This is a genomic window from Streptomyces sp. NPDC001594, from assembly GCF_042893675.1.
In the GTDB taxonomy this organism is placed as follows: domain Bacteria; phylum Actinomycetota; class Actinomycetes; order Streptomycetales; family Streptomycetaceae; genus Streptomyces.
The window spans coordinates 97341-121108 of sequence record NZ_JBIAVB010000015.1; the positions used below are offsets into that span (position 1 = coordinate 97341).

The 23768-nt window shown below is 74.0% G+C and carries 17 protein-coding genes; 6 read left to right on the plus strand and 11 right to left on the minus strand.

What is annotated here, in order from left to right; translation table 11 throughout:
- Positions 1–10: 10 nt before the first annotated feature.
- Genes ACFY0O_RS27765 through ACFY0O_RS27780 form a run of 4 tightly spaced genes read right to left on the minus strand, consistent with a single transcriptional unit; the run spans position 11 to position 4839 of the window.
- On the minus strand, positions 11–652 hold the full coding sequence (locus tag ACFY0O_RS27765) for an ATP/GTP-binding protein (RefSeq protein WP_388951448.1): 642 nt from the start codon (positions 650–652) through the stop codon (positions 11–13).
- Entirely contained in the window at positions 633–1016 is a 384-nt protein-coding gene (locus ACFY0O_RS27770; protein ID WP_079429754.1) for a DUF742 domain-containing protein, read from the minus strand. Before ACFY0O_RS27770 ends, ACFY0O_RS27765 begins: the two co-directional genes overlap by 20 nt.
- Positions 1013–1489 carry a roadblock/LC7 domain-containing protein gene (locus ACFY0O_RS27775; protein ID WP_045950060.1) on the minus strand — a complete coding sequence of 159 codons (477 nt, stop codon included), beginning with the start codon at positions 1487–1489 and terminating at the stop codon, positions 1013–1015. Before ACFY0O_RS27775 ends, ACFY0O_RS27770 begins: the two co-directional genes overlap by 4 nt.
- Positions 1486–4839, minus strand: coding sequence for a nitrate- and nitrite sensing domain-containing protein (locus ACFY0O_RS27780; RefSeq protein WP_388951453.1), 3354 nt, complete (start codon positions 4837–4839; stop codon positions 1486–1488). The genes ACFY0O_RS27775 and ACFY0O_RS27780 overlap by 4 nt, the downstream gene beginning before the upstream one ends.
- A 346-nt stretch (positions 4840–5185) precedes the next feature.
- On the opposite strand from ACFY0O_RS27780, the gene ACFY0O_RS27785 reads away from it, so the two are divergent.
- Positions 5186–5959 (plus strand): hypothetical protein, encoded by a 774-nt coding sequence (locus tag ACFY0O_RS27785; protein ID WP_388951456.1) that lies wholly within the window; start codon positions 5186–5188, stop codon positions 5957–5959.
- 18 nt (positions 5960–5977) lie between these two features.
- On the opposite strand, the gene ACFY0O_RS27790 is transcribed toward ACFY0O_RS27785, so the two are convergent.
- Both ACFY0O_RS27790 and lon read right to left on the minus strand, forming a co-directional pair.
- A complete protein-coding gene (locus ACFY0O_RS27790; RefSeq protein ID WP_388951458.1) occupies positions 5978–6418 on the minus strand; it encodes a MarR family winged helix-turn-helix transcriptional regulator in 441 nt (146 codons plus the stop codon).
- Positions 6419–6575: 157 nt separating this feature from the next.
- On the minus strand, positions 6576–8972 hold the full coding sequence (lon, locus tag ACFY0O_RS27795; RefSeq protein WP_388951460.1) for an endopeptidase La: 2397 nt from the start codon (positions 8970–8972) through the stop codon (positions 6576–6578).
- 125 nt (positions 8973–9097) lie between these two features.
- Here lon and ACFY0O_RS27800 point away from each other — a divergent pair, with 125 nt between their 5' ends.
- Positions 9098–9496, plus strand: a complete 399-nt coding sequence (locus tag ACFY0O_RS27800; protein ID WP_358892418.1) for a RidA family protein — start codon at positions 9098–9100, stop codon at positions 9494–9496.
- A 23-nt stretch (positions 9497–9519) separates the two neighbouring features.
- Here the strand turns inward: ACFY0O_RS27800 and ACFY0O_RS27805 are convergent, their stop codons facing one another.
- The 3 genes from ACFY0O_RS27805 to ACFY0O_RS27815 all read right to left on the minus strand — a co-directional run bounded on the left by ACFY0O_RS27805 (position 9520) and on the right by ACFY0O_RS27815 (position 12660).
- On the minus strand, positions 9520–10266 hold the full coding sequence (locus tag ACFY0O_RS27805) for a DUF4097 domain-containing protein (RefSeq protein WP_388951463.1): 747 nt from the start codon (positions 10264–10266) through the stop codon (positions 9520–9522).
- A gap of 103 nt (positions 10267–10369) precedes the next feature.
- Entirely contained in the window at positions 10370–11215 is an 846-nt protein-coding gene (locus tag ACFY0O_RS27810) for a sulfurtransferase (protein ID WP_388951466.1), read from the minus strand.
- Positions 11216–11280: 65 nt separating this feature from the next.
- Complete coding sequence (locus tag ACFY0O_RS27815; protein ID WP_388951468.1) at positions 11281–12660, minus strand: hypothetical protein; 1380 nt, start codon at positions 12658–12660, stop codon at positions 11281–11283.
- 89 nt (positions 12661–12749) lie between these two features.
- On the opposite strand from ACFY0O_RS27815, the gene ACFY0O_RS27820 reads away from it, so the two are divergent.
- The 4 genes from ACFY0O_RS27820 to ACFY0O_RS27835 all read left to right on the plus strand — a co-directional run bounded on the left by ACFY0O_RS27820 (position 12750) and on the right by ACFY0O_RS27835 (position 19369).
- Positions 12750–13289: a hypothetical protein gene (locus tag ACFY0O_RS27820; protein WP_388951470.1), complete on the plus strand. Its 540-nt coding sequence runs from the start codon at positions 12750–12752 to the stop codon at positions 13287–13289.
- Between the two features lie 123 nt (positions 13290–13412).
- On the plus strand, positions 13413–14153 hold the full coding sequence (locus ACFY0O_RS27825; RefSeq protein WP_388951473.1) for a response regulator transcription factor: 741 nt from the start codon (positions 13413–13415) through the stop codon (positions 14151–14153).
- Positions 14150–15229 carry an ATP-binding protein gene (locus ACFY0O_RS27830; protein WP_388951475.1) on the plus strand — a complete coding sequence of 360 codons (1080 nt, stop codon included), beginning with the start codon at positions 14150–14152 and terminating at the stop codon, positions 15227–15229. The genes ACFY0O_RS27825 and ACFY0O_RS27830 overlap by 4 nt, the downstream gene beginning before the upstream one ends.
- Positions 15230–15487: 258 nt before the next feature.
- The gene (locus tag ACFY0O_RS27835; protein WP_388951477.1) at positions 15488–19369 is read left to right on the plus strand and encodes a multifunctional oxoglutarate decarboxylase/oxoglutarate dehydrogenase thiamine pyrophosphate-binding subunit/dihydrolipoyllysine-residue succinyltransferase subunit; all 3882 of its coding nucleotides are present in this window, start codon (positions 15488–15490) and stop codon (positions 19367–19369) included.
- A gap of 57 nt (positions 19370–19426) precedes the next feature.
- Here ACFY0O_RS27835 and fxsT read toward each other — a convergent pair whose 3' ends face one another.
- Positions 19427–22429 (minus strand): FxSxx-COOH system tetratricopeptide repeat protein, encoded by a 3003-nt coding sequence (gene fxsT / locus ACFY0O_RS27840; protein WP_388951479.1) that lies wholly within the window; start codon positions 22427–22429, stop codon positions 19427–19429.
- A gap of 118 nt (positions 22430–22547) precedes the next feature.
- A complete protein-coding gene (locus ACFY0O_RS27845) occupies positions 22548–23762 on the minus strand; it encodes an aKG-HExxH-type peptide beta-hydroxylase (RefSeq protein WP_388951482.1) in 1215 nt (404 codons plus the stop codon).
- Positions 23763–23768: the final 6 nt, after the last annotated feature.

Consider the following 23768-nt stretch of genomic DNA (forward strand, 5'->3'; position numbering starts at 1 on the left):
GCTCGGCCGGCTACGCGGGCGTGGCGTCCAGCGCGTGGCCCACCAGGGTCAGCAGGGACTCGACGACCGTGTCCCGGCGCCGCGCGTCCATGATCACGACGGGGACGTCCGGCGGGATGGTGAGCGCCTCGCGCACGTCCTCCGGCTCGTACTCCTTCGACCCCTCGAAGTGGTTGACGGCGACGGCGTAGGGCAGCCCGCAGCTCTCGAAGTAGTCGAGGGCGGGGAAGCAGTCGCGCAGCCGGCGCGTGTCGGCGAGCACCAGGCCGCCGATGGCGCCGCGCACCAGGTCGTCCCACATGAACCAGAACCGCTCCTGGCCCGGGGTCCCGTACACGTAGAGCACGAGGTCGTCGGCGAGGGTGATGCGGCCGAAGTCCATCGCGACGGTGGTGGTGTTCTTGTCCGGGGTCCCGGTCAGGTCGTCGGTGGGGACGCTGGCCTGGGTCATCACCGCTTCGGTGCGCAGCGGGGTGATCTCGGAGACGGAGGACACGAAGGTGGTCTTGCCGACCCCGAACCCGCCCGCGACCAGCACCTTGACGGCGACGGGCGCGCGCGAGCGGTCGTACTGCCACGGCTGGACGGGCTCGTCGTCCAGCAGGAGCGCGGTGTCGGGACCAGAGACGGCTTCAGAGACGGCGAAGGCCATCGAGCACCCTTTCCAGCAGCGCGCGGTCGGGCCGGCCGGTGCCGTGCCCCGTGCCGTAGACGCGGATCCGGCCCTGGTCGGCGAGGTCGCTGACCAGGACCCGGACCACGCCGAGCGGCAGTTTCAGGAGCGCGGATATCTCGGCGATGGTCCGCATCCGCCGGCAGACCTCGACGATGGCCCGCATCTCGGGCATCCGGTCGGGGGTCTTGGCCGGTCCGGCGTCCAGGGTGGCGACGAAGGTCTCCACGAGCAGCACCTGCGTGAAGCGGGTGCGGCCGCCCGTCAGGGAGTACGGGCGGACGCGGGCGGGGCGCCGGTCGGCCCCGCGTATCGGCAGTCGGTCGGAGGCCGGGCTCCTCACGGGGTGTTCTCCATCGACTGGCGCAGCTCGCTGCGGACTTCGGGGGTCAGGACGTGGCCGGCTCGGCCGACGAACAGGGCCATGTGGTAGGCGACGACGCCCATGTCGCAGTCGGGCGTGGCGTGCACGCCGAGCAGGGAGCCGTCGCTGATGGACATGACGAAGACGGAGCCGTTCTCCATCGCCACCATGGTCTGCTTGACCGAGCCGAACTCCATGAGCGCGGCGGCGCCGGTGGTGAGGCTGCCGAGACCGGACACGATGGTGGCGAGGTCGGCGGAGGCGCCGCGGGGGCCCTTGGGGCGTGCGGCCTTGCCGGATTCCGGGGCGGCCTCGGAGGAGAGCAGCAGCAGACCGTCCGAGGAGACGACGGCCACGGAGTTGACCCCGGGCACCTCCTCCACCAGGTCGGTCAGCAGCCACTGCAGGTTGCGGGCCTGGCTGCTCAGTCCGTACGTACTGGGCGCGGTCATGTGCGTGCCTCCTGTGCGGTGTCCCCCTGATCGGTGTGTCCCTGTCCGTGGGCCTCCTGGGCCCCCGGACCCCCCGGGGTCTGCCGCTGGTCCTGCGCGAGCTCGGCGGCGACGACCCGGCGCCCGTCCTGGGCGCCCTGGTAGAAGCCGCCGAGCCGGCGGCGCAGTTCCTCGGCGTCGACCCGGCGCGGCTCGGGGCGGGCCGCGGCGGGGCGTCCGGCGCCGCCGCCGGGGGCGGCCACGGCGCGCGGGGTGCGCTTGGGGAGTCCCTTGGCGGTGACGGCTTCGGTGCCGCCGGGCTCCGGGTGGCTGCCCTGGCGGGGGACGAAGCCGTCCTCGGCGTCGGGGGCCCGTCGGTGTCCGCCCTGGTCGGCGTCGTTCCGCTCCCGGCGCGGCAGTCCTGCCTTGGGTACGGGGCCACCGGGCGCGGTGCCCGGCTCCCCGGCAGCGTCCCCCGGGGCGGGGTCGGCCACCGCGAAGGCGTCCGCGTCGGCGTCGGCCACGATCCGCGCGAGGAGTTCCTCCTCGGGACCGGCCCCGCCCGGCGCCTCCGCCGCGGGGGCGGGCACCGTGAAGTCCCGGTCGGCGGGCGGCTCGCCGCCGGCCGTGAAGACCTGGTCGGCGGGCGGAAGCTGGCCGTCCTCGAAGGCCTCGCCGAGGGGCACGACCCGGGCGGGCCGCTCCTCGTCGGTGCCGTCCGCGGCGGTCTCCGCGGCGGCGGGCTCCTTCGTGAAGGCACCGGCCCCGAAGGCCTCGGCCACCAGGTCCGCCGCGCCGAAGCCGGACGCGTCGGCGTCGGCCTCGTCGGCGTACGCCCAGGTCCCGTCGGCACCTATCGCGGAGTCCTCGTACCCGGCGCCGGCGGGCAGCCCGGCACCATCACGCACGCCCTCGCGCCCGACGGCATCGACCTCGGCGTCCTCGCGCACGGCCCCGAGCTCGGTGTCCACGCGCCCGGCGGCATCGGCCTCGGTGGCATCGACCTCGGCGGCATCACGCCCGGCCGCGTCACGCCCGGCGGCGTCGCGCCCGGCGGCGTCGTGCCCAGCGGCATCACGCCCAGCGGCGTCGACCTCGGCGGGCTCCGCCTCGGGCGTCTCCGCCTCGAAGGCCTCGGCCAGTGTGACCACCTTGGCGGTCTCCTCCGGCGCCGGCGCAGGGGCCGGGACGGCGGCCGGGGCCTCCGCCGGCTCCGGGCGCAGCCGGGGCGGGAGGGTGTGCTCGTTCGCCTCGGCGATGACGCCGGGCAGCTGGTACGCGGGCGCGCCGGAGGAGCCCAGGCTGTGGACCGGGGAGGCCGGCGGGGCGTCCGGCAGCAGCGCCGCCGGGATGACCACGAGGGCCTCCGTGCCGCCGTGGGCGCCGGCGCGCAGCTCGGCGGTGACGCCGTGGCGGGCCGCGAGGCGGCCGGCGACGTACAGGCCGAGGCCGAGACCGTGTTCGGCCTCGGGCTCCTCGTCGTAGGCCTCGGGGGTGGAGAGGCGGGAGTTGAGGGAGTCGAGCCGCTCGCCGGTGACACCGATGCCCTCGTCGACGACGGACAGCACCACGTCGCCGGCCTCGGTGAGGTGGCCGGAGACCTTCACCTTCGCTTCCGGCGGGGAGAACGTGGTGGCGTTCTCCAGCAGCTCGGCGACCACGTGCGAGATGTCGTCGGCGGCGTGCCCGGCGACCTGCGTGTAGGAGGGCAGGGTGGCCAGGTCGACGCGTTCGTAGCGCTCGATCTCGCTGACGGCGGCACGCATGACGTCGACCAGCGGCACCGGCAGGCTCTGGCCGTGGCCGTGCTCCTGCCCGGCGAGGACCAGGAGGTTCTCGTTGTGGCGGCGCATGACCGTGGCGAGGTGGTCGAGCTTGAAGAGGGTGGCGAGCCGGTCGGGGTCGCCTTCCTTGGACTCCAGTTCCTCGATGACGGCGAGCTGGCGCTCGACGAGTCCGAGGGTGCGCAGCGAGAGGGAGACCGACGTGGTCGACATGACGCGGCGGTGCTCTTCGAGCCCGGCGCGCAGCTCGGCCAGTTCCCCTTCGAGGGCCTTGCGGGTGGAGGCCAGCTCCTGCTCGCGGGCTTCGCGGCTGGTGGCGAGCGCCTCGTTGCGGCCGATGAGCCTGCGCCGGTCGGCGTCGAGTCCGGCGACCTTGGTGTGGAGGGCGACGGTCTGCTCGCGGACGGCGTTGAGGTGGCGGACGACCTCGGCGAACTCGTCGTTGCGGCCGGTGAAGCGGACCGGCTCCTGGGAGCCCTCGGGGGTGGCCAGACGCTCCGCGCCGCGGCGCAGTACGGACAGCGGCCGGGTCAGGGAGCGGGCGACGCCGGTGGTGAAGCCGATGACGAAGAGGAAGAGGACGCCGAGTCCGGCGACCAGGAGCTCCAGCCGGGTCACGTCGTCGTCGCGCAGGGTCGTGAGGGCGGCGGCCCGCTGGCCGGCGAGGGTGGCCTCGACGGAGCGCATGCGGTCGAGCCGGGCGGTCAGCGCGGTGGCGAGGGCGGCCGGGTCGGTGGCCTTGCGTTCGGCGGCGGTGAGGGTGGGCCGCTCGGTGAGGCGCGTCAGCTGGTCCTCGGCGGTCTTGACCTCGGGGCCGGTGACGGTGGCGGCCAGGGTCTGGCGCACGTCGGGGCGGGCGGCCCGGTTGAAGTCGTCGAGGGCGGCCTGCTCACGGACGCGGGAGCGCTGGGCGGCGGCGCTGAGCTCGTCGGCGGCGGCGTTGCCCGGGGCCTGTTCGGCGCGGGGGACGGCCAGGGCGGCGAGCAGCAGTCCGCGCGTGGCGGAGGCCTGGTCCACGGCCTGGCTGAGGGGGGCCGTGGGGCGGGTGACGGCGAGGGCGGCCTCGGCGCGCGGCGGGGTGAGCTCGGCGAGCCGGTCGCCGGGCGCGAGGAGTTCGGTGAGGAGGCGCGTGTAGGCCTGCTGGGCGGCGACGGCGGTGCCCTTGCCGTCGACGGCCTCGGCGCGGGCTGCCTTGATGTGGCCGAGGGCGCGGGCGAGGTCCTGGTCGGCTTCCGGGCGCAGTTCGGCGAGCGTCCGGTCGGTGCGCGCGGTGCGCTCGTCGACGGGTGCCTTGGCGTTGCCGGGGCGGCCCTTGGCCACGTACTCGACGACGGCGTCGCGCTCGTCGCCGAGGAGGTGGACGAGGGTGAGGGTGTGCTGTGTCTGCTCGGCAAGGGTGACGAGTCGCTGGGAGTCGTCCAGTTCCCTGGTGGCGGAGACGACGGCGGGGGTGCCTGCCGCGAGGACGGTGAGTCCGGCGACTGCTACTCCGACGACCAGCCTGCTGCGGACGCGCACGCGGCGTCCTGCCTTGGCGGGTCCGTCGGCGCTGGCGGTGCCGTTCTTCCGAGACCGCTTCTTCTGCACCGGTGCTCGCAATCCTGTACGTGGGGTCGTGCTCGTCTACTCGTGTGGCCGAGGTAACGGCCGGTCAACAAGTAAACGCCCCCTGCCCCCTCGTACCGCCTCAGACCTTCGCAGTGTGTTGGGAGGAGAGCCGCACATCGCCCACCCGGCCACTCGAAGGAGTGAACATCACGGAGGAGTGGCCGACCAACTCGGGCCGGACGTGCCAGGGGCCGCCCGTGGACGGGTGGTTGAAGGTCGAGGCGGGCTTTGGCAATATGCCCGCCCACATTTACCGGCGGTACCGATTCCGGCATTGGTACGGACCTGACCGGCGGCTCAGGGCCCGGCCGGGCAGAATGTCCGTATGCGCATCGACCTGGCTTCGGCCCCCGGCAGCGCCGAACGCCCCAACGAGGACTGGGTGTCGGCGTCGACACCTGCGGCGGGAGGGGGTGTTGTGGTCGTCCTGGACGGGGTCACTCCGCCCCGGGAGGACGACGGCTGCGCGCACGGAGTGCCCTGGTTCGCCACCCGTCTGGGTGGCCGATTGACCGAACTGTCCGGATCGCGGCGGGACATGCCGCTCGACCGGATCCTGGCCCGGGCCATCGGGGACACGGCCGACGCCCACCGCGAAACCTGTGACCTTTCTCACGTCCGGACGCCGCAGGCGACGGTGGTGATGGTCCGCTGGGACGAGGCCCATGTGGAGCACCTCGTGCTCTCGGACTCCGTGCTCCTGCTGCGGTCGCCCGGCGGCGGGGTCACGGCGGTGCTCGACGACCGGCTGGACCGGATCCCCGACGGGGTGCGCCGCTCGGTGGCGGCCACGGACGCGCTGCGCAACGCCGAGGGCGGCTTCTTCACCGCGGCCGCCGACCCCTCGGTGGCGGCCCGGGCCGTCGTCGGGCGCACGCCGCGCCGGGAGGTGGGGGCGCTGGCCGCGCTGACCGACGGGGCGAGCCGGTGGACGGACACGTTCGGGGAGGGCGACTGGGCGGCCTGCCTGGACGTGCTGCGCGAGGAGGGGGCGCGGGGGCTGATCGGGCGGGTGCGGGCCATCGAGTCCGACCCGCTGCGCCCGCCGACCCGCCACAAGCGCCACGACGACGCCTCGGCGGTGTACGCGGAGCTGTGAAGCGGCGCCCCGGCGCCGCTACTCCTCGCCGGAGTTCAGCTGGTTGAGCAGCCGGGCCAGCTCGGCGACCTCGCCGCGGTCCCAGTCGGCCAGCTTGCGCATGTACTGCTCGCGCCGGGCCCCCCGGACGCGCAGGAACCGGGCCCGGCCCTCTTCCGTGAGGCCGACGAGGAAGGCGCGGCCGTCGGCGGGGTCCGGCTCGCGGGCGACCAGGCCCAGCAGCTCCAGGGCGCGCAGCTGGCGGCTCATGGTGGCCTTGCCGACGCCGAAGTAGGCGGCCAGCTCGGTGGCCCGCTGGCGGCCGGCGGCCTCCAGCCGGACCAGCAGCCCGTAGGCGGCGGGCTCCAGCTCGGGGTGCAGGGCGCGGGCCATCTCGCCCGAGGAGGCCCGGGCCCGCCGCAGGAAGACGGACAGCTCCCGCTCCAGCGCGAGGAACTCCTGGTCTTCACTGCCGTGCACGTGCCGCTCCCATCCGTGGAGGGGTGCGAGCCCGGCACCCCTGTACGGGTCCAGTATTTCGCAGGCCGTGCGTCGCAGGCCCGGTACCCCGCCTGGGGGTCCCCCCGGACGGAGTCTGGGGGAAAGGGGGTACCGGGCCGCGGCGCCGCGCCGCCGGTCAGGCGGCCTTGGTGAAGGAGACCACCGCCGGGGCGAGGGCCAGCTCCAGCACCTGGCGCACGTCGGTCACCGGGTGCACCTCCAGCCCCTCCAGCACCTCGGCGGGGACGTCGTCCAGGTCGGCCTCGTTGCGCTTCGGGATGATCACCGTGGTCAGCCCGGCCCGGTGGGCGGCGAGCAGCTTCTGCTTGACCCCGCCGATGGGCAGGACCCGCCCGGTCAGCGAGACCTCGCCGGTCATGGCCACGTCCGTGCGGACCTGGCGGCCGGAGAGCAGGGAGGCGAGCGCGGTGGTCATGGTGATGCCCGCGCTCGGGCCGTCCTTGGGGACGGCGCCCGCCGGGAAGTGGATGTGCACGCCCCGGTCCTTCAGGTCGGCGACCGGGAGCTCCAGCTCGGCGCCGTGCGAGCGCAGGAAGCTGAGCGCGATCTGCGCCGACTCCTTCATCACGTCGCCCAGCTGCCCGGTCAGGGTCAGCCCGGCGGCGCCGGTCTCCGGGTCGGCCAGGGAGGCCTCGACGAAGAGCACGTCGCCGCCCGCGCCGGTCACGGCGAGGCCGGTGGCCACGCCCGGGACGGCCGTGCGCCGCTCCGCCGGGTCCTGGGCGGACTCGGGCACGTGGTGCGGCCGGCCGATCAGGCCGCGCAGCTCGCCCGCGCCGATGGTGAACGGGAACGCGCGCTCGCCCAGCTCGTGCTGCGAGGCGACCTTGCGCAGCAGCCGCGCGATGGACCGCTCCAGGGTGCGCACGCCCGCCTCGCGGGTGTACTCCCCGGCGAGCTTGCGCAGGGCGTCCTCCTCCAGGACCACTTCCTCGCCGGTCAGCCCGGCGCGCTCCAGCTGGCGGGGCAGCAGGTGGTCGCGGGCGATGACGACCTTCTCGTCCTCGGTGTAGCCGTCGAGGCGGACCAGCTCCATCCGGTCGGCCAGGGCCTCGGGGATGGCCTCCAGCACGTTGGCCGTGGCCAGGAAGACCACGTCGCTCAGGTCGAGCTCGACCTCCAGGTAGTGGTCGCGGAAGGTGTGGTTCTGCGCCGGGTCCAGGACCTCCAGCAGGGCGGCCGCCGGGTCGCCGCGGAAGTCGGAGCCGACCTTGTCGATCTCGTCGAGGAGCACGACCGGGTTCATCGACCCGGCCTCCTTGATGGCCCGGACGATCCGGCCGGGCAGGGCGCCGACGTAGGTCCGGCGGTGGCCGCGGATCTCGGCCTCGTCCCGTACGCCGCCGAGGGCGACGCGGACGAACTTGCGGCCCATGGCGTGGGCCACGGACTCGCCGAGCGAGGTCTTGCCGACGCCGGGGGGCCCGACCAGCGCGAGCACGGCGCCACCGCGCCGGCCGCCGATGACGCCCATGCCCCGCTCGCCGCGCCGCTTGCGCACGGCGAGGTACTCGGTGATGCGGTCCTTCACGTCGTTCAGCCCGGCGTGCTCGGCGTCGAGGACCGCCCGCGCACCCTGGATGTCGTACCGGTCCTCGCTGCGCTCGTTCCAGGGCAGCTCCAGCACGGTGTCCAGCCAGGTGCGGATCCAGGAGCCCTCGGGGCTCTGGTCGCTGGAGCGCTCCAGCTTGTCGACCTCCTTGAGGGCGGCCTCGCGCACCTTCTCGGGCAGGTCGGCGGCCTCGACGCGGGCCCGGTAGTCGTCGGACTCCTCGCCCTCCTTCTCCCCGCCCAGCTCGCGCAGCTCCTTGCGGACGGCCTCCAGCTGGCGGCGGAGCAGGAACTCGCGCTGCTGCTTCTCCACGCCGTCCTGGACGTCCTTGGCGATGGACTCGGCGACGTCCTGCTCGGCGAGGTGGTCGGAGAGCGCCTTGACGGCGAGCCGCAGCCGGGCGACCGGATCGACGGTCTCCAGCAGTTCGACCTTTTGCGCCACGGTCAGGAACGGCGAGTAGCCGGAGTTGTCGGCGAGCGCCGAGACCCCCTCGATCTGCTGCACCCGGTCCACCACCTGCCAGGCGCCGCGCTTCTTGAGCCAGCTGGTGGCGAGGGCCTTGTACTCCTTGACGAGCTCGGCGACCGCCCCGGGCAGCGGGTCGGGCACCTGCTCCTCGACGGTCTCCCCCTCGACCCAGAGCGCAGCCCCGGGCCCGGTGGTCCCGGCGCCGATCCGGACGCGGCCGCGCCCGCGGATCAGCGCCCCGGGATCGCCGTCGGAGAGCCGGCCGACCTGTTCGACGGTCCCCAGCACACCGATCCCGGCGTACTTCCCGTCGACCCGCGGCACGAGCAGCACCCGGGGCTTCCCGCTGCCGCGCGCCGCCTGCGCGGCCTCGACGGCCGCGCGCACCTCGGCGTCGGACAGGTCCAGCGGGACGACCATCCCGGGCAGCACGACCTCGTCGTCGAGCGGCAGTACGGGCAGGGTGAGCGTTACGGACGTCGAAGCCATGATCTTCCCTCCGGCAGTGAAGTTGAGCTATGCCGACTCAATGCTTCTGCGCCCGGCAATGTTCCCCAACTCCCGTTCGCCGGGGGCGAACACCCTCACGGCCCTCCTCGTAGCACCATGACGCCATGGCAGACATACGACGAACCGTCAGCTCGGGCTCCCCGCTGGAACCCCGGATCGGCTTCTCGCGCGCGGTGCGCCTGGGGCGGCACGTGGCCGTCGCGGGCACGGCGCCCATCGGGGACGACGGCTCCACCGTCGGCCCGGGCGACGTCCACGCCCAGACGGTGCGCTGCCTCGACATCGCCCAGCGGGCCCTGGAGGAGGCGGGCGCCTCCCTGGAGCACACCGTGCGCACGCGGATCATGCTGACCGACATCACCCGCTGGGAGGAGGCCGCCCGGGCCCACGGCGAGCGCTTCGCCGGCATCCGCCCGGCGGCCACCTTCGTGGAGGTGTCCCGCTTCATCGACCCCGCCTGGCTGGTCGAGGTGGAGCTCGACGCGATCCTCGACGAGGACTGAGAGGACCGAGGAGTACCGGGGGGTCAGGACGCCGAGAGCCGGACGTCCCCGGAGGCGGTGCGGACCGTCATCCGCGACGGGGCGTCCTGGCGGGTGTCCAGGCGGACGTCCCGGCTCCCGGAGGCCGTGTCGACCGACAGCCTGTACGGGCCCTGCGGGGCCGTCACGCCGACGTCGCCGGAGCTGGTGGTGACGGACACCGAGGCCGGAGCCTTCACGAAGGCGGCCTCCACGTCCCCGGAGGAGGCGCGCAGGTCCGCCTCGGCCCCTTCCAGACCGGTGGCGGTGATCCGCCCCGACGCCGTACGGACCTTCACCGGGCCCGCGATCCGCTCCGCCCTGACGTCCCCGGACGAGGAGGTCAGGTCGGCCCGCGCGACCCCCCGCACGGTGATGTCCCCGCTGCTGCTCTCGACCCGCACCCCGGCCGCCGCGGGCACCTCCAGGCGGTAGTCGATCCAGCAGTCGTCCCCGCAGCCGTCCTCGAACTTCAGCACCCCGCCCGAGACCCGCTGTCCGGGCGTGGGGGCCGTGCCGCCCCGGTAGTGGACGACCCGGCGGACGGTGACCCCGGTGCCGGAGCCCGTGGTGACCTCGACGTCGCCGCTGCGGAGGCCGGTCAGCTCCACCGCCGTGACCGGCTCGGAGACGGTCGCGTCGGCGTCGAAGGTCTTCACCGGCCCCGTCCCCGTCAGGGCGCAGCCGGACAGCAGGAGGGCGGCCCCGAGGGCCGTGACGACGAGGCGGGTTGACGTGGTGTGAGGTGCCATGCGGACGAGTCTGCCGAGCGGGGACGTCCGGCGCGCGGGTGCAGGCCTCCGAAACGGGGGTGGGGCCAGCACCACCCCCGGCCACCCCTCGGCCGGCCTCCCGTCAGCTCCCGACGGCCACCGGGCGGTCCGAGGGCAGCCCCCACTCGCTCCACGAACCGTCGTACACCGCGGTCTCCCCGTACCCGGCCAGGGTCGCCCCCAGCGCGAGCACGCACGCCGTGACACCGGAGCCGCAGCTGAAGTAGAGCCGCTCCCGCTGCCCGGCCAACGCCTCGAAGGCCGCCCGGAGTTCCCCGGCCGGACGCATCAGCCCCCCGGGCCCCTGGAGTTCGCCGAACGGCAGGTTCAGCGCGCCCGGCATGTGCCCGCCGCGCAGCCCCGGCCGGGGCTCGGGGGCGCTGCCGGCGAACCGCTCCCGGCTCCGGGCGTCGAACACGGCGGCACCCGGGTCGGCCAGGGCCCCGGCCACGGCGGCGGCGTCCACGAGCAGCCCGGGGCGCGGCCGCGCGGTGAAGGAGCCCCGCGGCCCGTCGTACTCCGCCGGCCCGTCCTCGACGGGCAGCCCCGCGGCGGCCCAGGCGGGCAGCCCGCCGTCGAGCACGGCGGCCCGGTCGAACCCCATGGCCCGCAGCATCCACCAGGCCCGGGCCCCGGAGTAGATCCCGGCGGCGTCGTAGACGACCACGCGGGAGTCCTCGTCCACCCCGAGCCCCCGCATGGCCTCCTCGAACGCACCCGCCGCCGGCATGGTGTGCGGGGCGGGGGCGTCGTGGTCGGACAGGTGCCCGTCCAGGTCGAAGGGGCGCGCCCCCGGAATCCTCCGCCGCCCGCCCCGGTGCGCCCCGACGGAGGCGTCGAACACCACGACCCGCCCGAGGTGCGCGGCGAGCCAGTCGGCACCGACCAGCGGGGCGGGCATCTCGGGCGCGGATGCGGGCACGGACATACGGCAGCCTCCGGGACGGCGTCGGAAACGATCTCCCGCCCATCCTCCCCCCGCGGTGCTCCCCCTCACCCGCACCCCCCGCCCCGCCGCGCGTACACCGCCACCCGCGCGCCCCTGACCTCCGTCACCGAGCAGCGGTGGAAGCCGGCCGCCAGGGTGGTGCGCTTCTGTGCCTCCGCCGGGTACGGGTCCAGCGGCTGGTCCGCCGGGTCCATCAGGGCCACCACCCGCGGGGACGACAGCAGCGCCCGCCGGACCGCTTCCGGGGCGAGTTCCGTGCCGTGGAGGGTGTGCGAGGCGGCCGGGGGGCCGGCCAGGGCCACGTCGCGCAGCCCCCCGTACACCCCGGGCGAGGACAGCAGCCACTCCCGCCTCCTCGACGGCATGAACAGCACGGCGTCCCCCGGCCGGGCCCGCTCCCGCACCACCGCCGCCACCGCGAGGACGTCGTCGCGGCGGCTCTCGGGCGTGCGCAGCCACGCCGACCACACCCCCACCGGCACCAGCAGCGCGCCCGCCACCGCCCACGGCAGCCAGCCCCGCGCCCCCGCCCGTCCCCCCTCCGCCAGCCGGACCCCGGCCAGGAGCGCGAGCCCGCCCAGGGCGTAGAGGACGTACCGGTCGACGTACCAGGGGTGGACCAGCGAGACCGCCATCAGCAGGCCGGGCGGCAGCAGCGCCAGGGGCACCGCGATCCGCAGCACGTCCCGCCGGCCGCCCCGGGCCAGCAGCGCCACCGCCCCCGCCAGCACCCCGTACGCCACCCAGTCCTGCCACCGGGGCCGTCCCAGCCAGCCCAGCTGCCGCTCCGCCTGCCCCGCGCTGACCACCGCCAGCGGCAGCAGCCCGGCGGCGACCGCCCCGGCCGCCCACCGCCAGCCCCGCTCCCGCCAGGCGCAGACCCCGTGGGCGAGCAGCGCCAGGGCCGCGAACTCGTGCAGCCAGCAGCCCACCAGCAGCACCACCGCGTACGGGACCCAGCGCCGCGCCACCATCAGCCGGGTCGCCCAGGCCACGGCCGCCGCGACCAGGGCGTACGAGCGCCCCTCCTGCCCGTACATCTGCACGGGCGGAAGCAGGACGTACACCACCCCCGCCCACAGCGCGGCCCGCTCCCCGGCCAGCCGGTGCGCCACGGCGGCCACCCCGCCGGCGGCGAGGGCCGTCCCCGCCACGGACGGCAGCCGCAGCGCCCACAGCCCGCCACCGCCGTCGCCCCCCACGGCGAACCCGGCGAAGAGCGCGTGCATCACCGCGTAGTACAGCCCGTGCACCGCGTCGACCTGTCCGAGCAGGCCCCACAGCTCCCCGGTCGGCCGGTGCGCGACCTGCCAGGTCGTGGATTCGTCGCGCCACATGCTGCCGCCGCCCGGCCCCCGCTCCAGGCCCCACAGGCCGAGCAGGAGGACGGCGAGCAGCGGCGGGAGCCAGCGCCAGGCGGCCAAGCGGTGGATGACGTCCTCCGGGGTGCTTTCGGTGGCGGGTCGGCGCCTCCATACTCGGATGCGGTACCGGTGTCCCGCAGGAGGTCGGAGTGCGAACGATGCGAGCGGCCGCGGCCGCGGCGACGGTGCTGCTGGCCGCGGTGTCCCTGGCGGGGTGCGACAACGGGGGCTCCCCGGCCGCCGGGCAGCCGGCGGGAGCCACGGCCCCCGCGCCCACGGCCCCCGCCACCCCGGCCACCACCACCCCCGCCACCCCCCGCCCCACCCCTCCCCCGACGGCGGACCCGTCCACCGAGCGCCTCCTGCGCGTCACCCGCAGCGGCGGTTTCGCCGGCCGGACCAGGACCCTCGTCGTCAAAGGCGACGGCTCCTGGACCCTCCTCGGCGAGCAGGACAAGGACCTGCGCAAGGGCCGGCTCACCCCCGCCGGGCTGGAGGATCTGCGCAGCGCGCTCCGCGAGGCCGACTTCGCCCGGCTGCCCCGCACCACGAAGGCCGATCCGCCGGTGTACGACGGGTTCACTTACACCTTCGTGCAAGGCGGTTTCGAGGTGACGGCCGACCAGACGGCACTGCCGGCGGCCCTGTCCCGGGTGCTGGAGGCCCTCCCCGGATTCGACGCCGCCTGAGGAATCCGGGATGAATCTCTGATTCCGGATCCTCTCGGGTCCTGTCCGAACCCTCCATGGCCGCAGGCCGGTGCCTCCTCTACGCTGCACCCCAGCCATCACGCGGATCATCAGGGGCGGGACATGGAACACACGCACACCAGCCACCACGGCGCCGCGGCCACCCCAGGTGCCCAGCGGCGCGTGCTGGTGGTCGAGGACGACCGCACCATCGCCGACGCGATCGCGGCCCGGCTACGGGCCGAGGGCTTCCAGGTGCAGACCGCCTACGACGGGCCGGCCGCCGTCGCGGCCGCCGAGAGCTGGCTGCCCGAGCTGCTGGTACTGGACGTCATGCTGCCCGGCTTCGACGGACTGGAGGTGTGCCGGCGGGTGCAGGCGCAGCGGCCGGTCCCGGTGCTGATGCTGACCGCCCGGGACGACGAGACCGACATGCTGGTCGGCCTCGGGGTCGGGGCGGACGACTACATGACGAAGCCGTTCTCCATGCGCGAGCTGGCCGCCCGGGTGCACGTGCTGCTGCGCCGGGTGGAGCGGGCCACGCAGGCCGCGACGGCCCCGCGCGGGGCGACCCTGCGGCTGGGGGACCTGGAGATCGACCACGCGCAGCGGCGGGTGCGGGTGCAGGCGGAGGACGTGCACCTGACGCCGACCGAGTTCGACCTGCTGGTGTGCCTGGCGGGGACCCCGCGGGCGGTGCTGTCGCGCGAGCAGCTGCTGGCGGAGGTGTGGGACTGGGCGGACGCCTCGGGCACCCGCACGGTCGACAGCCACATCAAGGCCCTGCGCCGGAAGATCGGCGCGGAGCGGATCCGTACCGTCCACGGCGTCGGGTACGCCCTGGAGACCCCGGCGCAGGCGTGAGCGGCGGACGCCCCGACGGGGGGCTGCGGCCGTTCTCGCCGTTCTCGATCAAGACGAAGCTGGGCACGCTCGTCGTGGTCTCGGTGTTCATCACCACCGGTCTGCTGATGGTGGCGCTGCGCACGGACACGGAGGTGCGCTTCATCACGGTCTTCTCGGTGATCGCCTCGATGCTGATCACCCAGTTCGTGGCGCACGGCCTGACGGCCCCGCTGGACGAGATGACGACGGTCGCCCGGGCGATCTCGCACGGGGACTACACGCGCCGGGTCAGCGGGGCCGGACGGCGGGACGAGCTGGGTGATCTGGCGTCCACGATCAACCGGATGGCCGGTGATCTCGAGGCCGAGGACAGGCACCGTCGAGAGCTGGTCGCGAACGTCTCGCACGAGCTCCGGACTCCGATCGCGGCGCTGCGGGCGGTGCTGGAGAACGTGGTGGACGGGGTCTCGGAGGCCGATCCGGAGACCATGCGGACGATGCTGAAGCAGGCGGAGCGGCTCGGCCGGCTGGTGGAGACGCTGCTGGACCTGTCCCGGGTGGACAACGGGGTCGTGCCGCTGAAGGCGCGCCGCTTCGAGGTGTGGCCGTACCTGTCGGGGGTGCTGAAGGAGTCGGGGCTGGCGGCCGCGGGGCGGCCGGGGCTGTCTTCCGGATCGGGCGGGCACACCCGCAACGACGTGCACCTGCACCTGGACGTGCATCCTCCGGAGCTGACCGCGTACGCGGACGCGGAGCGGCTGCACCAGGTGGTGGCGAACCTGATCGACAACGCGGTGAAGCACAGTCCGGCGCACGGCCGGGTGACGGTGCGGGCCCGTTCGGGCGACACGCCCGGGAGCCTGGCGCTGGAGGTCGTGGACGAGGGGCCGGGGATTCCGGAGGCGGAGCGGCACCGGGTCTTCGAGCGGTTCAACCGGGGGGCCGCGGGCGGCGGCGACGGGGGCACGGGGCTGGGGCTGGCGATCGCCCGCTGGGCCGTCGGCCTGCACGGAGGCGAGATCCGCGTGGCCGAATCGTCACGCGGCTGCCGGATCCTCGTCACCCTTCCGGGCAGCTCGCCGGTGCTGTCTTGACGTAGGGTTCGAGTGGGAAGGACATGATCTCGGCCACACGTGCCCGAGGTCGGCAGGGGTGCGAGGCCACGGGGGTCGCAACCTGGCTGCCCCCTACCCGAACCACGCTTGTTTCCCGCCATTCCACGTGGCGAAACCCGCCGTTCGGTGTGACCTGCGCGACGGAAGTCCCGCCCGGCCTGCATTGCACCGCCGGGGAGGCGTAGCCTTTATTCCCGCTGTCCATACCTTGTGAAGCGGAAGAGGGCGGTTGCCGCCGTGTCGCCACAGTCCCCCAGTAACCCGAGCACCACGACCGACGCAGCAGAGGGCGGGAAGAACCCCGCCTCAGGCTTCGGCGCGAATGAGTGGCTCGTCGACGAGATCTATCAGCAGTACCTCCAGGACCCGAACTCGGTCGACCGGGCCTGGTGGGACTTCTTCGCCGACTACAAGCCGGGGGGCGCAGCCGCTCCGGTGAAGTCCGACGGCCCCGGTCCCGAGAAGTCCGCTACGACGGATGGCGCCTCCGCACAGGCCGCCACCGCCCCCGTCGGGATCCCGCAGGCCGCCGACGCCGCCACGGGGGCGGCGCCCGCCGCGCCGGCCCCCGCCGCGACCACGCCCGTGTCAGCTCCTTCCCCTGCTCCTGCCACCCCCTCTGGTGCCCCTGCTGTGACTGTCACCTCCCAGGCCCCGGCCGCCGCACCGGCCGCGCCCGCCCCTCAGGCTCCGGCTCCGGCCGCCACCACCCCGGCTCAGAAGGCCGCGCCCGCCACCGAGGCCCCCCAGGGCCCCGAGCTGGTGACGCTCCGCGGCCCCGCGGCCGCCGTGGCCAAGAACATGAACGCCTCCCTCGACGTCCCGACGGCCACGTCCGTCCGCGCCGTCCCGGTGAAGCTGCTGTTCGACAACCGCATCGTCATCAACAACCACCTCAAGCGCGCCCGCGGTGGGAAGATCTCCTTCACCCACCTGATCGGCTACGCGATGGTGCAGGCCATCAAGGCCATGCCGTCGATGAACTACTCCTTCCAGGAGAAGGACGGCAAGCCGACCCTGGTCAAGCCGGAGCACGTGAACTTCGGCCTCGCGATCGACCTGGTCAAGCCGAACGGCGACCGCCAGCTCGTCGTCGCCGGCATCAAGAAGGCCGAGACCCTGAACTTCTTCGAGTTCTGGCAGGCCTACGAGGACATCGTCCGCCGCGCCCGCGTCGGCAAGCTGACGATGGACGACTTCACCGGCGTCACCGTCTCGCTGACCAACCCCGGCGGCCTGGGCACCGTCCACTCCGTGCCCCGCCTGATGCCCGGACAGTCGGTCATCATGGGCGTCGGCTCCATGGACTACCCCGCCGAGTTCCAGGGCACCTCGCAGGACACCCTGAACAAGCTGGGCATCTCCAAGGTCATGACCCTGACCTCGACCTACGACCACCGGGTCATCCAGGGCGCGGCCTCCGGCGAGTTCCTGCGCATCGTCGCGAACTTCCTCCTCGGCGAGGGCGAGTTCTACGACCAGGTCTTCGAGTCGCTGCGGATCCCGTACGAGCCGGTCCGCTGGATGCGCGACATCGACGCCTCGCACGACGACGACGTCACGAAGGCCGCCCGCGTCTTCGAGCTGATCCACTCCTACCGGGTCCGCGGCCACGTCATGGCCGACACCGACCCGCTGGAGTACAAGCAGCGCAAGCACCCCGACCTCGACATCACCGAGCACGGCCTCACCCTGTGGGACCTGGAGCGCGAGTTCGCGGTCGGCGGCTTCGCCGGCAAGTCGATGATGAAGCTGCGCGACATCCTCGGCGTGCTGCGCGACTCGTACTGCCGCACCACCGGCGTCGAGTTCATGCACATCCAGGACCCGAAGCAGCGCCGCTGGATCCAGGACCGCATCGAGCGCGCGCACTCCAAGCCGGAGCGCGAGGAGCAGCTGCGCATCCTGCGCCGCCTGAACGCGGCGGAGGCGTTCGAGACCTTCCTGCAGACGAAGTACGTCGGCCAGAAGCGCTTCTCGCTGGAGGGCGGCGAGTCCGTCATCCCGCTGCTCGACGCCGTCATCGACTCGGCCGCCGAGGCCCGCCTCGACGAGGTCGTCATCGGCATGGCCCACCGCGGCCGCCTGAACGTGCTCGCGAACATCGTCGGCAAGTCGTACGCGCAGATCTTCCGCGAGTTCGAGGGCAACCTCGACCCGAAGTCCATGCACGGCTCCGGCGACGTCAAGTACCACCTGGGCGCCGAGGGCACCTTCACGGGCCTGGACGGGGAGCAGATCAAGGTCTCGCTCGTCGCCAACCCCTCGCACCTGGAGGCCGTGGACCCGGTCCTGGAGGGCGTCGCCCGCGCCAAGCAGGACGTCATCGGCAAGGCCGGCACGGACTTCACCGTCCTGCCCGTCGCGCTGCACGGCGACGCCGCGTTCGCCGGCCAGGGCGTGGTCGCCGAGACGCTGAACATGTCGCAGCTGCGCGGCTACCGCACCGGCGGCACCGTCCACGTCGTGATCAACAACCAGGTCGGCTTCACCGCCGCCCCGGAGTCCTCGCGTTCCTCGATGTACGCGACCGACGTGGCCCGCATGATCGAGGCGCCGATCTTCCACGTGAACGGCGACGACCCGGAGGCCGTGGTCCGCGTCGCGCGGCTCGCCTTCGAGTTCCGCCAGGCGTTCAACAAGGACGTCGTGATCGACCTCATCTGCTACCGCCGCCGCGGTCACAACGAGTCGGACAACCCGGCGTTCACGCAGCCGCTGATGTACGACCTGATCGACAAGAAGCGCTCGGTGCGCAAGCTGTACACCGAGTCCCTCATCGGTCGCGGCGACATCACGCTGGAAGAGGCCGAGCAGGCGCTCCAGGACTTCCAGGGCCAGCTGGAGAAGGTCTTCGCGGAGGTCCGCGAGGCCGCCACGCAGCCCGCCGTCCCCGTCACTCCGGCGCAGACCGCGCAGGAGTTCCCGGTCGCGGTGAACACCGCGATCTCGCAGGACGTCGTCAAGCGGATCGCCGAGTCCCAGGTCAACATCCCGGAGCACGTCACCGTGCACCCGCGTCTGCTGCCGCAGCTCCAGCGCCGCGCGGCGATGATCGACGAGGGCACCATCGACTGGGGCATGGGCGAGACCCTGGCCTTCGGTTCGCTGCTGATGGAGGGCACCCCGGTCCGCCTGTCCGGCCAGGACTCGCGCCGCGGCACCTTCGGCCAGCGCCACGCGGTGCTGATCGACCGGGAGACCGGCAACGACTACACGCCGCTGCAGTACCTCTCGGACGACCAGGCCCGCTACAACGTCTACGACTCGCTGCTCTCCGAGTACGCGGCCATGGGCTTCGAGTACGGCTACTCGCTGGCCCGTCCGGACGCGCTGGTGCTGTGGGAGGCCCAGTTCGGTGACTTCGTCAACGGCGCGCAGACCGTCGTCGACGAGTTCATCTCCTCGGCCGAGCAGAAGTGGGGCCAGACGAGCGGTGTCACGCTGCTCCTCCCCCACGGCTACGAGGGCCAGGGCCCGGACCACTCGTCCGCCCGCCCGGAGCGCTTCCTGCAGATGTGCGCGCAGGACAACATGACGGTCGCGATGCCGACCCTGCCGTCGAACTACTTCCACCTGCTGCGCTGGCAGGTCCACAACCCGCACCACAAGCCGCTCATCGTCTTCACCCCGAAGTCGATGCTGCGTCTGAAGGCCGCGGCGTCGAAGGCGGAGGAGTTCACGAGCGGTTCGTTCCGTCCGGTCATCGGGGACACCACGGTCGACCCGAACGCCGTGCGCAAGGTCGTCTTCTGCGCGGGCAAGGTCTACTACGACCTGGAGGCCGAGCGGGAGAAGCGCGGCATCACCGACACGGCGATCATCCGCATCGAGCGGCTGTACCCGCTGGCGGGTGCCGAGATCCAGGCGGAGATCGCCAAGTTCCCGAACGCCGCGAAGTACATCTGGGCGCAGGAGGAGCCGGCGAACCAGGGTGCGTGGCCGTTCATCGCGCTGAACCTGATCGACCACCTCGACCTGGCGGTCGGCGCGGACGTCCCGGCGGGCGAGCGGCTGCGCCGCATCTCGCGCCCGCACGGCTCGTCCCCGGCGGTGGGCTCCGCGAAGCGCCACCAGGCGGAGCAGCAGCAGCTGCTGAACGAGGTCTTCGAAGCCTGAGGCTCGTGCTGAACGGAAGGCCCGGTCCCCGATGGGGGCCGGGCCTTCCGGCGTTCGCTAGGGCTGTGGTTCGAAGTCCCAGTAGGGGCGGGTCTGCTGGCGGGCCGAGACCGTGTGGACGTGTTGGGGGCCCAGGGTGCGGGTGAGGGCCTTGAGGCCGGCGTCCTCGTGTTTGGCGGCCTCCGCGTCCTCCCGTACCGCGCGGAGGTCGGCGGCCAGGGCGATCTGGGCGCTGAGGGCCATCGGGTGGTCCGGGCCGAGGACCTGTTCGGTGGCGCGGAGGGTCTCGCGGCTGAGTTCCAGGGCGGAGTCCAGGCGGCCGGTGATGTTGCGGTGGCCGGTGGCGTTGAGGGCGCAGCCCAGGGTCCAGGGGTGGCGTTCGCCGAGGGCGCCGCGCATGCCGACGAGGGCCTGTTCGGCCAGGTTCAGGGCCTCGGTGCGTTCGCCCTGGGCGCGCAGGACCAGGCCGAGGTTGCCGACCGTCCCGATGCTGTACGGGTGGGCGAGGCCCAGCTGCGACTGGTAGCCGCGGACGACCTCCTCGGAGATCCGGCGGGCCTCCTCGATGTCCCCGTACTCGCGCAGGTAGGTGGCGTAGTCGGAGGCGACCATCAGGGTCCAGGGGAACTCGGCGCCGAAGACCCGGGTGGAGCGTTCCAGGACGCTGCGCAGGCGGGCGCCGGCTCCGGGGATGTCGCCGGTGCGGCGCAGGCACTGGCCGAGGTTGTGTTCGGCGCGCAGGGTCTGCGGGTGGTTGGCGCCGAGGACCTGGAGGTGGAGTTTGAGGCCCTGTTCCTGGCGGGCGAGGGCCTCGCGGTAGCGGCCCATCAGGCGCAGGCCCATGGCGCAGCCGATGCCGGAGGAGAGGGTGGCGATGTGCCGGACGCGCAGGACGCGTTCACGGCGGCGCAGGGTGTCCAGGTCGGTGTCGTAGGCCTCCTGGTAGCGGCCGAGGAGGCGCAGGGCGACGGCGACGTTGTTCTGGGCGTTGAGGGTGGTGATGTCGTCCTCGCCGAGGAGTTCGCGGTAGCTGGCGAAGGCGTGTTCGAGGAGGGCGCGGGCCTGGTCGAACTTGGCGGTGCTGAGGAGGACGCCGGCGTAGGTGCTGGTGGCGCGGAGGGTCTCCAGGTCGCGGTCGCCGCGTTCGGCGGTGAGCCGGTCGGCGACCTGGCGGGCGAGGGCCTCGGCCCGGCGGAAGTGGCCGAGCATGCGCAGGGCGCCGCCGTAGTGGTAGCTGAGTTCGCGGACCTGGTCGTGGTCGTCGCCGAGCATGGCCCGCCAGACGTGGTCGGTCTGTTCGGACAGGCGCAGGCAGGTGCGGTATTCGCCGGCGAGGATCAGGAAGCGCAGGCAGTGCAGGAGGAAGTTCTGGATGCGGGGGTTGCTGCTGGTCAGCACCCCGGCGGGTTCCAGGTGGGGGATGAGTTCGGCGTAGCGGGGCCAGAGCCGGGAGTCGGTGGGGCGGCCGGGGTCGGCCGCGGCGAGGACCTGGCGGACGGCGCGGGAGAGCTGGTCCGCCTCCTCCTCGGCGAGGTTCTCGCGGACGATGTTGTGGACCATGCGGTGCAGTTGGACGGTCTCCAGGCCGCCGCCCTCCTCGACGGACAGGTCGGAGTACTCCAGGCGGACGACGGAGAACTGGACGAGTTTGTTGAGGGCGGCGTTCCAGCGGATCTGGTCGTTGACGATGCCGGCGAGGTCCTCGGGGACGTCCTCGGCGGGGAACTCGCGCAGCAGCCGTAGCGGGACCCGGCCGGGGGCGAAGAAGACGAACAGCCGGAGCAGGGCGAGGGCGTCGGGGAAGTCCTCGCGGACGTTGTTGAGGAGTATCGCCAGGGCGGTCGGGAAGGGCAGCGGGTAGTCGTCGGAGAGGGTGACGGCCTCGTGGGAGTCGAGGCGGCGCTGGAGCAGGTCGAGGTACTCGCCGACGCCGAGCGGTGAGTCGGCGAGCCAGCCGGCGGTCTGGTCGAGGGCGAGGGGGTAGTCCTCCAGGGCCTCGGCGAGCTGGTCGGCCTCCTCGCCGGTGAGGCGGCGGGCCCGGCGGCGGATGAAGGTGACGGACTCGGGGCGGGCGTAGAGCGGCACTTCGACGAGGCTGGTGTGGCGGGCGGCCCATTCGCGGTTGCGGGAGGTGATGATGACGTCGCCGGCGCCGGAGGGCAGCAGGTCGGTGAGGTCGTCGGGGTTGTCGCAGCCGTCGAAGACCATCAGCCAGCGGTGGTAGGGGGAGCCGCGCCGCAGGGCCTCCAGGACGGCCCGGATCTGTTCGCCGTAGCTGCCGGAGCCGCGGGGCAGGCCGAGTTCGGGGGCGAGGTCGGCGAGGCGTTCGCGGAGGGTGGGGCGGTCCTCGGCGGGGACCCACCAGACGACGTCGTACTCGGAGGCGAACCGGTAGGCGTACTCGGTGGCGACCTGGGTCTTGCCGACGCCGGACAGCCCCAGGAGGGTGACGGTGGAGGCGCCGGGCGGGGCTTCGGTGAGGGCGTCGCGGAGCCGGCCGATGACGTCGTTGCGGCCGGTGAAACGGGGGTTGCGGCGCGGGACGCGGCCCCAGATCTCGGGCGGGTCGTTGGGGAAGCGGGGGCCCCGGCGGCCGCTCTCGGTGCCGATCCGGTCGGTGGGCAGGTCCAGGCGGCGCAGGACGCGGTACTCGGCCTCGTAGGCGTCCAGGCCCCACAGGTCGGTCTTCTCCAGGGTGGCGACGGCGCTGGGGAGGGGGGCGTCGGTGAGGCAGACGGCGGCGAACCGGTCGGGGTGGGCGGCGGTGACGGTGCGCAGGGCGGTGTTCCACTCCTCGTCCGTGTGGGTGCCGGCGGAGAAGTAGCGTTCGCTGAGGACGACGAGGACCTTGCCGCCCGCGCGGGCGAGGTCGTCGAGGGCCTCGGTGATGCCGGGGCCGGTCTGCGGGTCCCAGCGCTGGAGGGCGACCCGGTGGCCGTGCTCCTCCAGGCGGTGGGCGATCCACGCCGCCCAGGGGCGGTTGAAGCCCGCGAAGCTGATGACGAAGCGCTGGGGCTGGGCGGCTCCGTCGCGGTCGTGGCGCGTACCGGTACCGGTCATGCGGCCGTCTCCCTGGGGTGTCCGGGCGGTGGACGGGTGCGGGGCGGTGCGGGGGCGCTGCCGCGGCCGGGGGGTGCCACGGCGGCGGGGCTTGAAAGGTACCGCAGCGGACGGCCCGTCAGGCCCCTGTGAACGCGGCGAGTTCGGGGTGTGCCGCGCACCAGGCGAGGCGGTCGCGTTCGAGGGCGCGGCGGGCGGTGGCGTACCGGTCGCCGGGCGGCGGGAGCTCGTCCATGGCCCGTTCGGCCCCGGCCATGGCGTCGACGAACTCCCGCCCGGCGAGGGTGAGTCGGGGGTGGTCGCGCAGGACGGGCAGGACGGCCGCCACCTGGGCGCGGATCCGGGCGTGCCGGGCCCAGGCGCCGCGGGCCCCGTAGAGGGCGGCGCGCTGCCAGTATCCGGCCAGGGCCAGGTGGGCGTACGTGCCGTGCAGCAGCCCCTCCAGGGGGCGCGGGTCGGCGCGCCAGGGGGCCCAGTGGCAGGGGGTGCGGTCGGCGGTGTGGAGGGTGAGGACGTCGGTGAGGGCGGCGAGCTTGCCGTGCTGCACCTCGTGGACGAGGGTCGCGGCGAGGGCGGGCGGGGCCTGGCCGCGGGCGAGGACGGCGCCCGCGGCGGCGGGGAGGGTGGCGCCGCTGGAGCGGGAGCCGCCGCCGAGCGGGACGACGGAGCGCAGCAGGCGGGCCGCCTCGTCGGCGCGGGCCGGGTCGTAGCGCTCCAGGAGGGTGAGCGCGGCGGCCCACTGGGTGTCCCAGCGTTTGTGCCCCTTGGGGGTGAGCCGCCGGGCGGGGCGGACGGGGGCGGGGTGGCCGCCGGCGGGGGCCCGGTAGGGGTCGAGGTCGTCGAGGGAGGCGCGGCCGCCGGGCAGGGGGTGCAGGGGCAGGACGTCGCAGGTGTCCCAGGAGCGTTCGGTGAGGGCGAGGGGGCCGGGCCGGTCGGGGAGCAGCAGGCCGAGGGTGGGCAGGGCGAGGCGGCCGTGGGCGGGGCGCAGGGTGGTCTTGAAGCCGATCCCGGCGCGCAGCGCGGCGGCGGCGGCGAGGGCCCCGAAGTGTCCCAGGTCGGGGGCGGGGCCCTGCGGGGCGTGCAGCCGGCGCAGGGTCTCCTCGGCCCAGACCCCGGTGGAGGGGTAGTGCAGGACGTCCCGCACGGCGCCGGGGTCCTGCCGCTCGGCCTCCTCCAGCAGCCCCCACCACTCCCCGGTCTCGGGCCCGGGGGCGGCGTCGAGCACGGCCCGCAGCAGGAGCAGCCGCTTGGACCGCCGGACGTCCGCGACGAGCCGCAGCCCTTCGGGGGCGGGCTCGGTGGTGGCGAGGGCGCGCAGGACGTGTGAGCTCACGCTGAA

Bases quoted from the DNA above. Each gene is read 5' to 3' on its own strand.
- ACFY0O_RS27825 (WP_388951473.1), top strand. From the start codon at position 13,413: ATGGAACACACGCACACCAGCCACCACGGCGCCGCGGCCACCCCAGGT.
- lon (WP_388951460.1), bottom strand. From the start codon at position 8,972: ATGGCTTCGACGTCCGTAACGCTCACCCTGCCCGTACTGCCGCTCGAC.
- ACFY0O_RS27805 (WP_388951463.1), bottom strand. From the start codon at position 10,266: ATGGCACCTCACACCACGTCAACCCGCCTCGTCGTCACGGCCCTCGGG.
- ACFY0O_RS27775 (WP_045950060.1), bottom strand. From the start codon at position 1,489: ATGACCGCGCCCAGTACGTACGGACTGAGCAGCCAGGCCCGCAACCTG.
- fxsT (WP_388951479.1), bottom strand. From the start codon at position 22,429: ATGACCGGTACCGGTACGCGCCACGACCGCGACGGAGCCGCCCAGCCC.
- ACFY0O_RS27800 (WP_358892418.1), top strand. From the start codon at position 9,098: ATGGCAGACATACGACGAACCGTCAGCTCGGGCTCCCCGCTGGAACCC.
- ACFY0O_RS27765 (WP_388951448.1), bottom strand. From the start codon at position 652: ATGGCCTTCGCCGTCTCTGAAGCCGTCTCTGGTCCCGACACCGCGCTC.
- ACFY0O_RS27785 (WP_388951456.1), top strand. From the start codon at position 5,186: ATGCGCATCGACCTGGCTTCGGCCCCCGGCAGCGCCGAACGCCCCAAC.
- ACFY0O_RS27810 (WP_388951466.1), bottom strand. From the start codon at position 11,215: ATGTCCGTGCCCGCATCCGCGCCCGAGATGCCCGCCCCGCTGGTCGGT.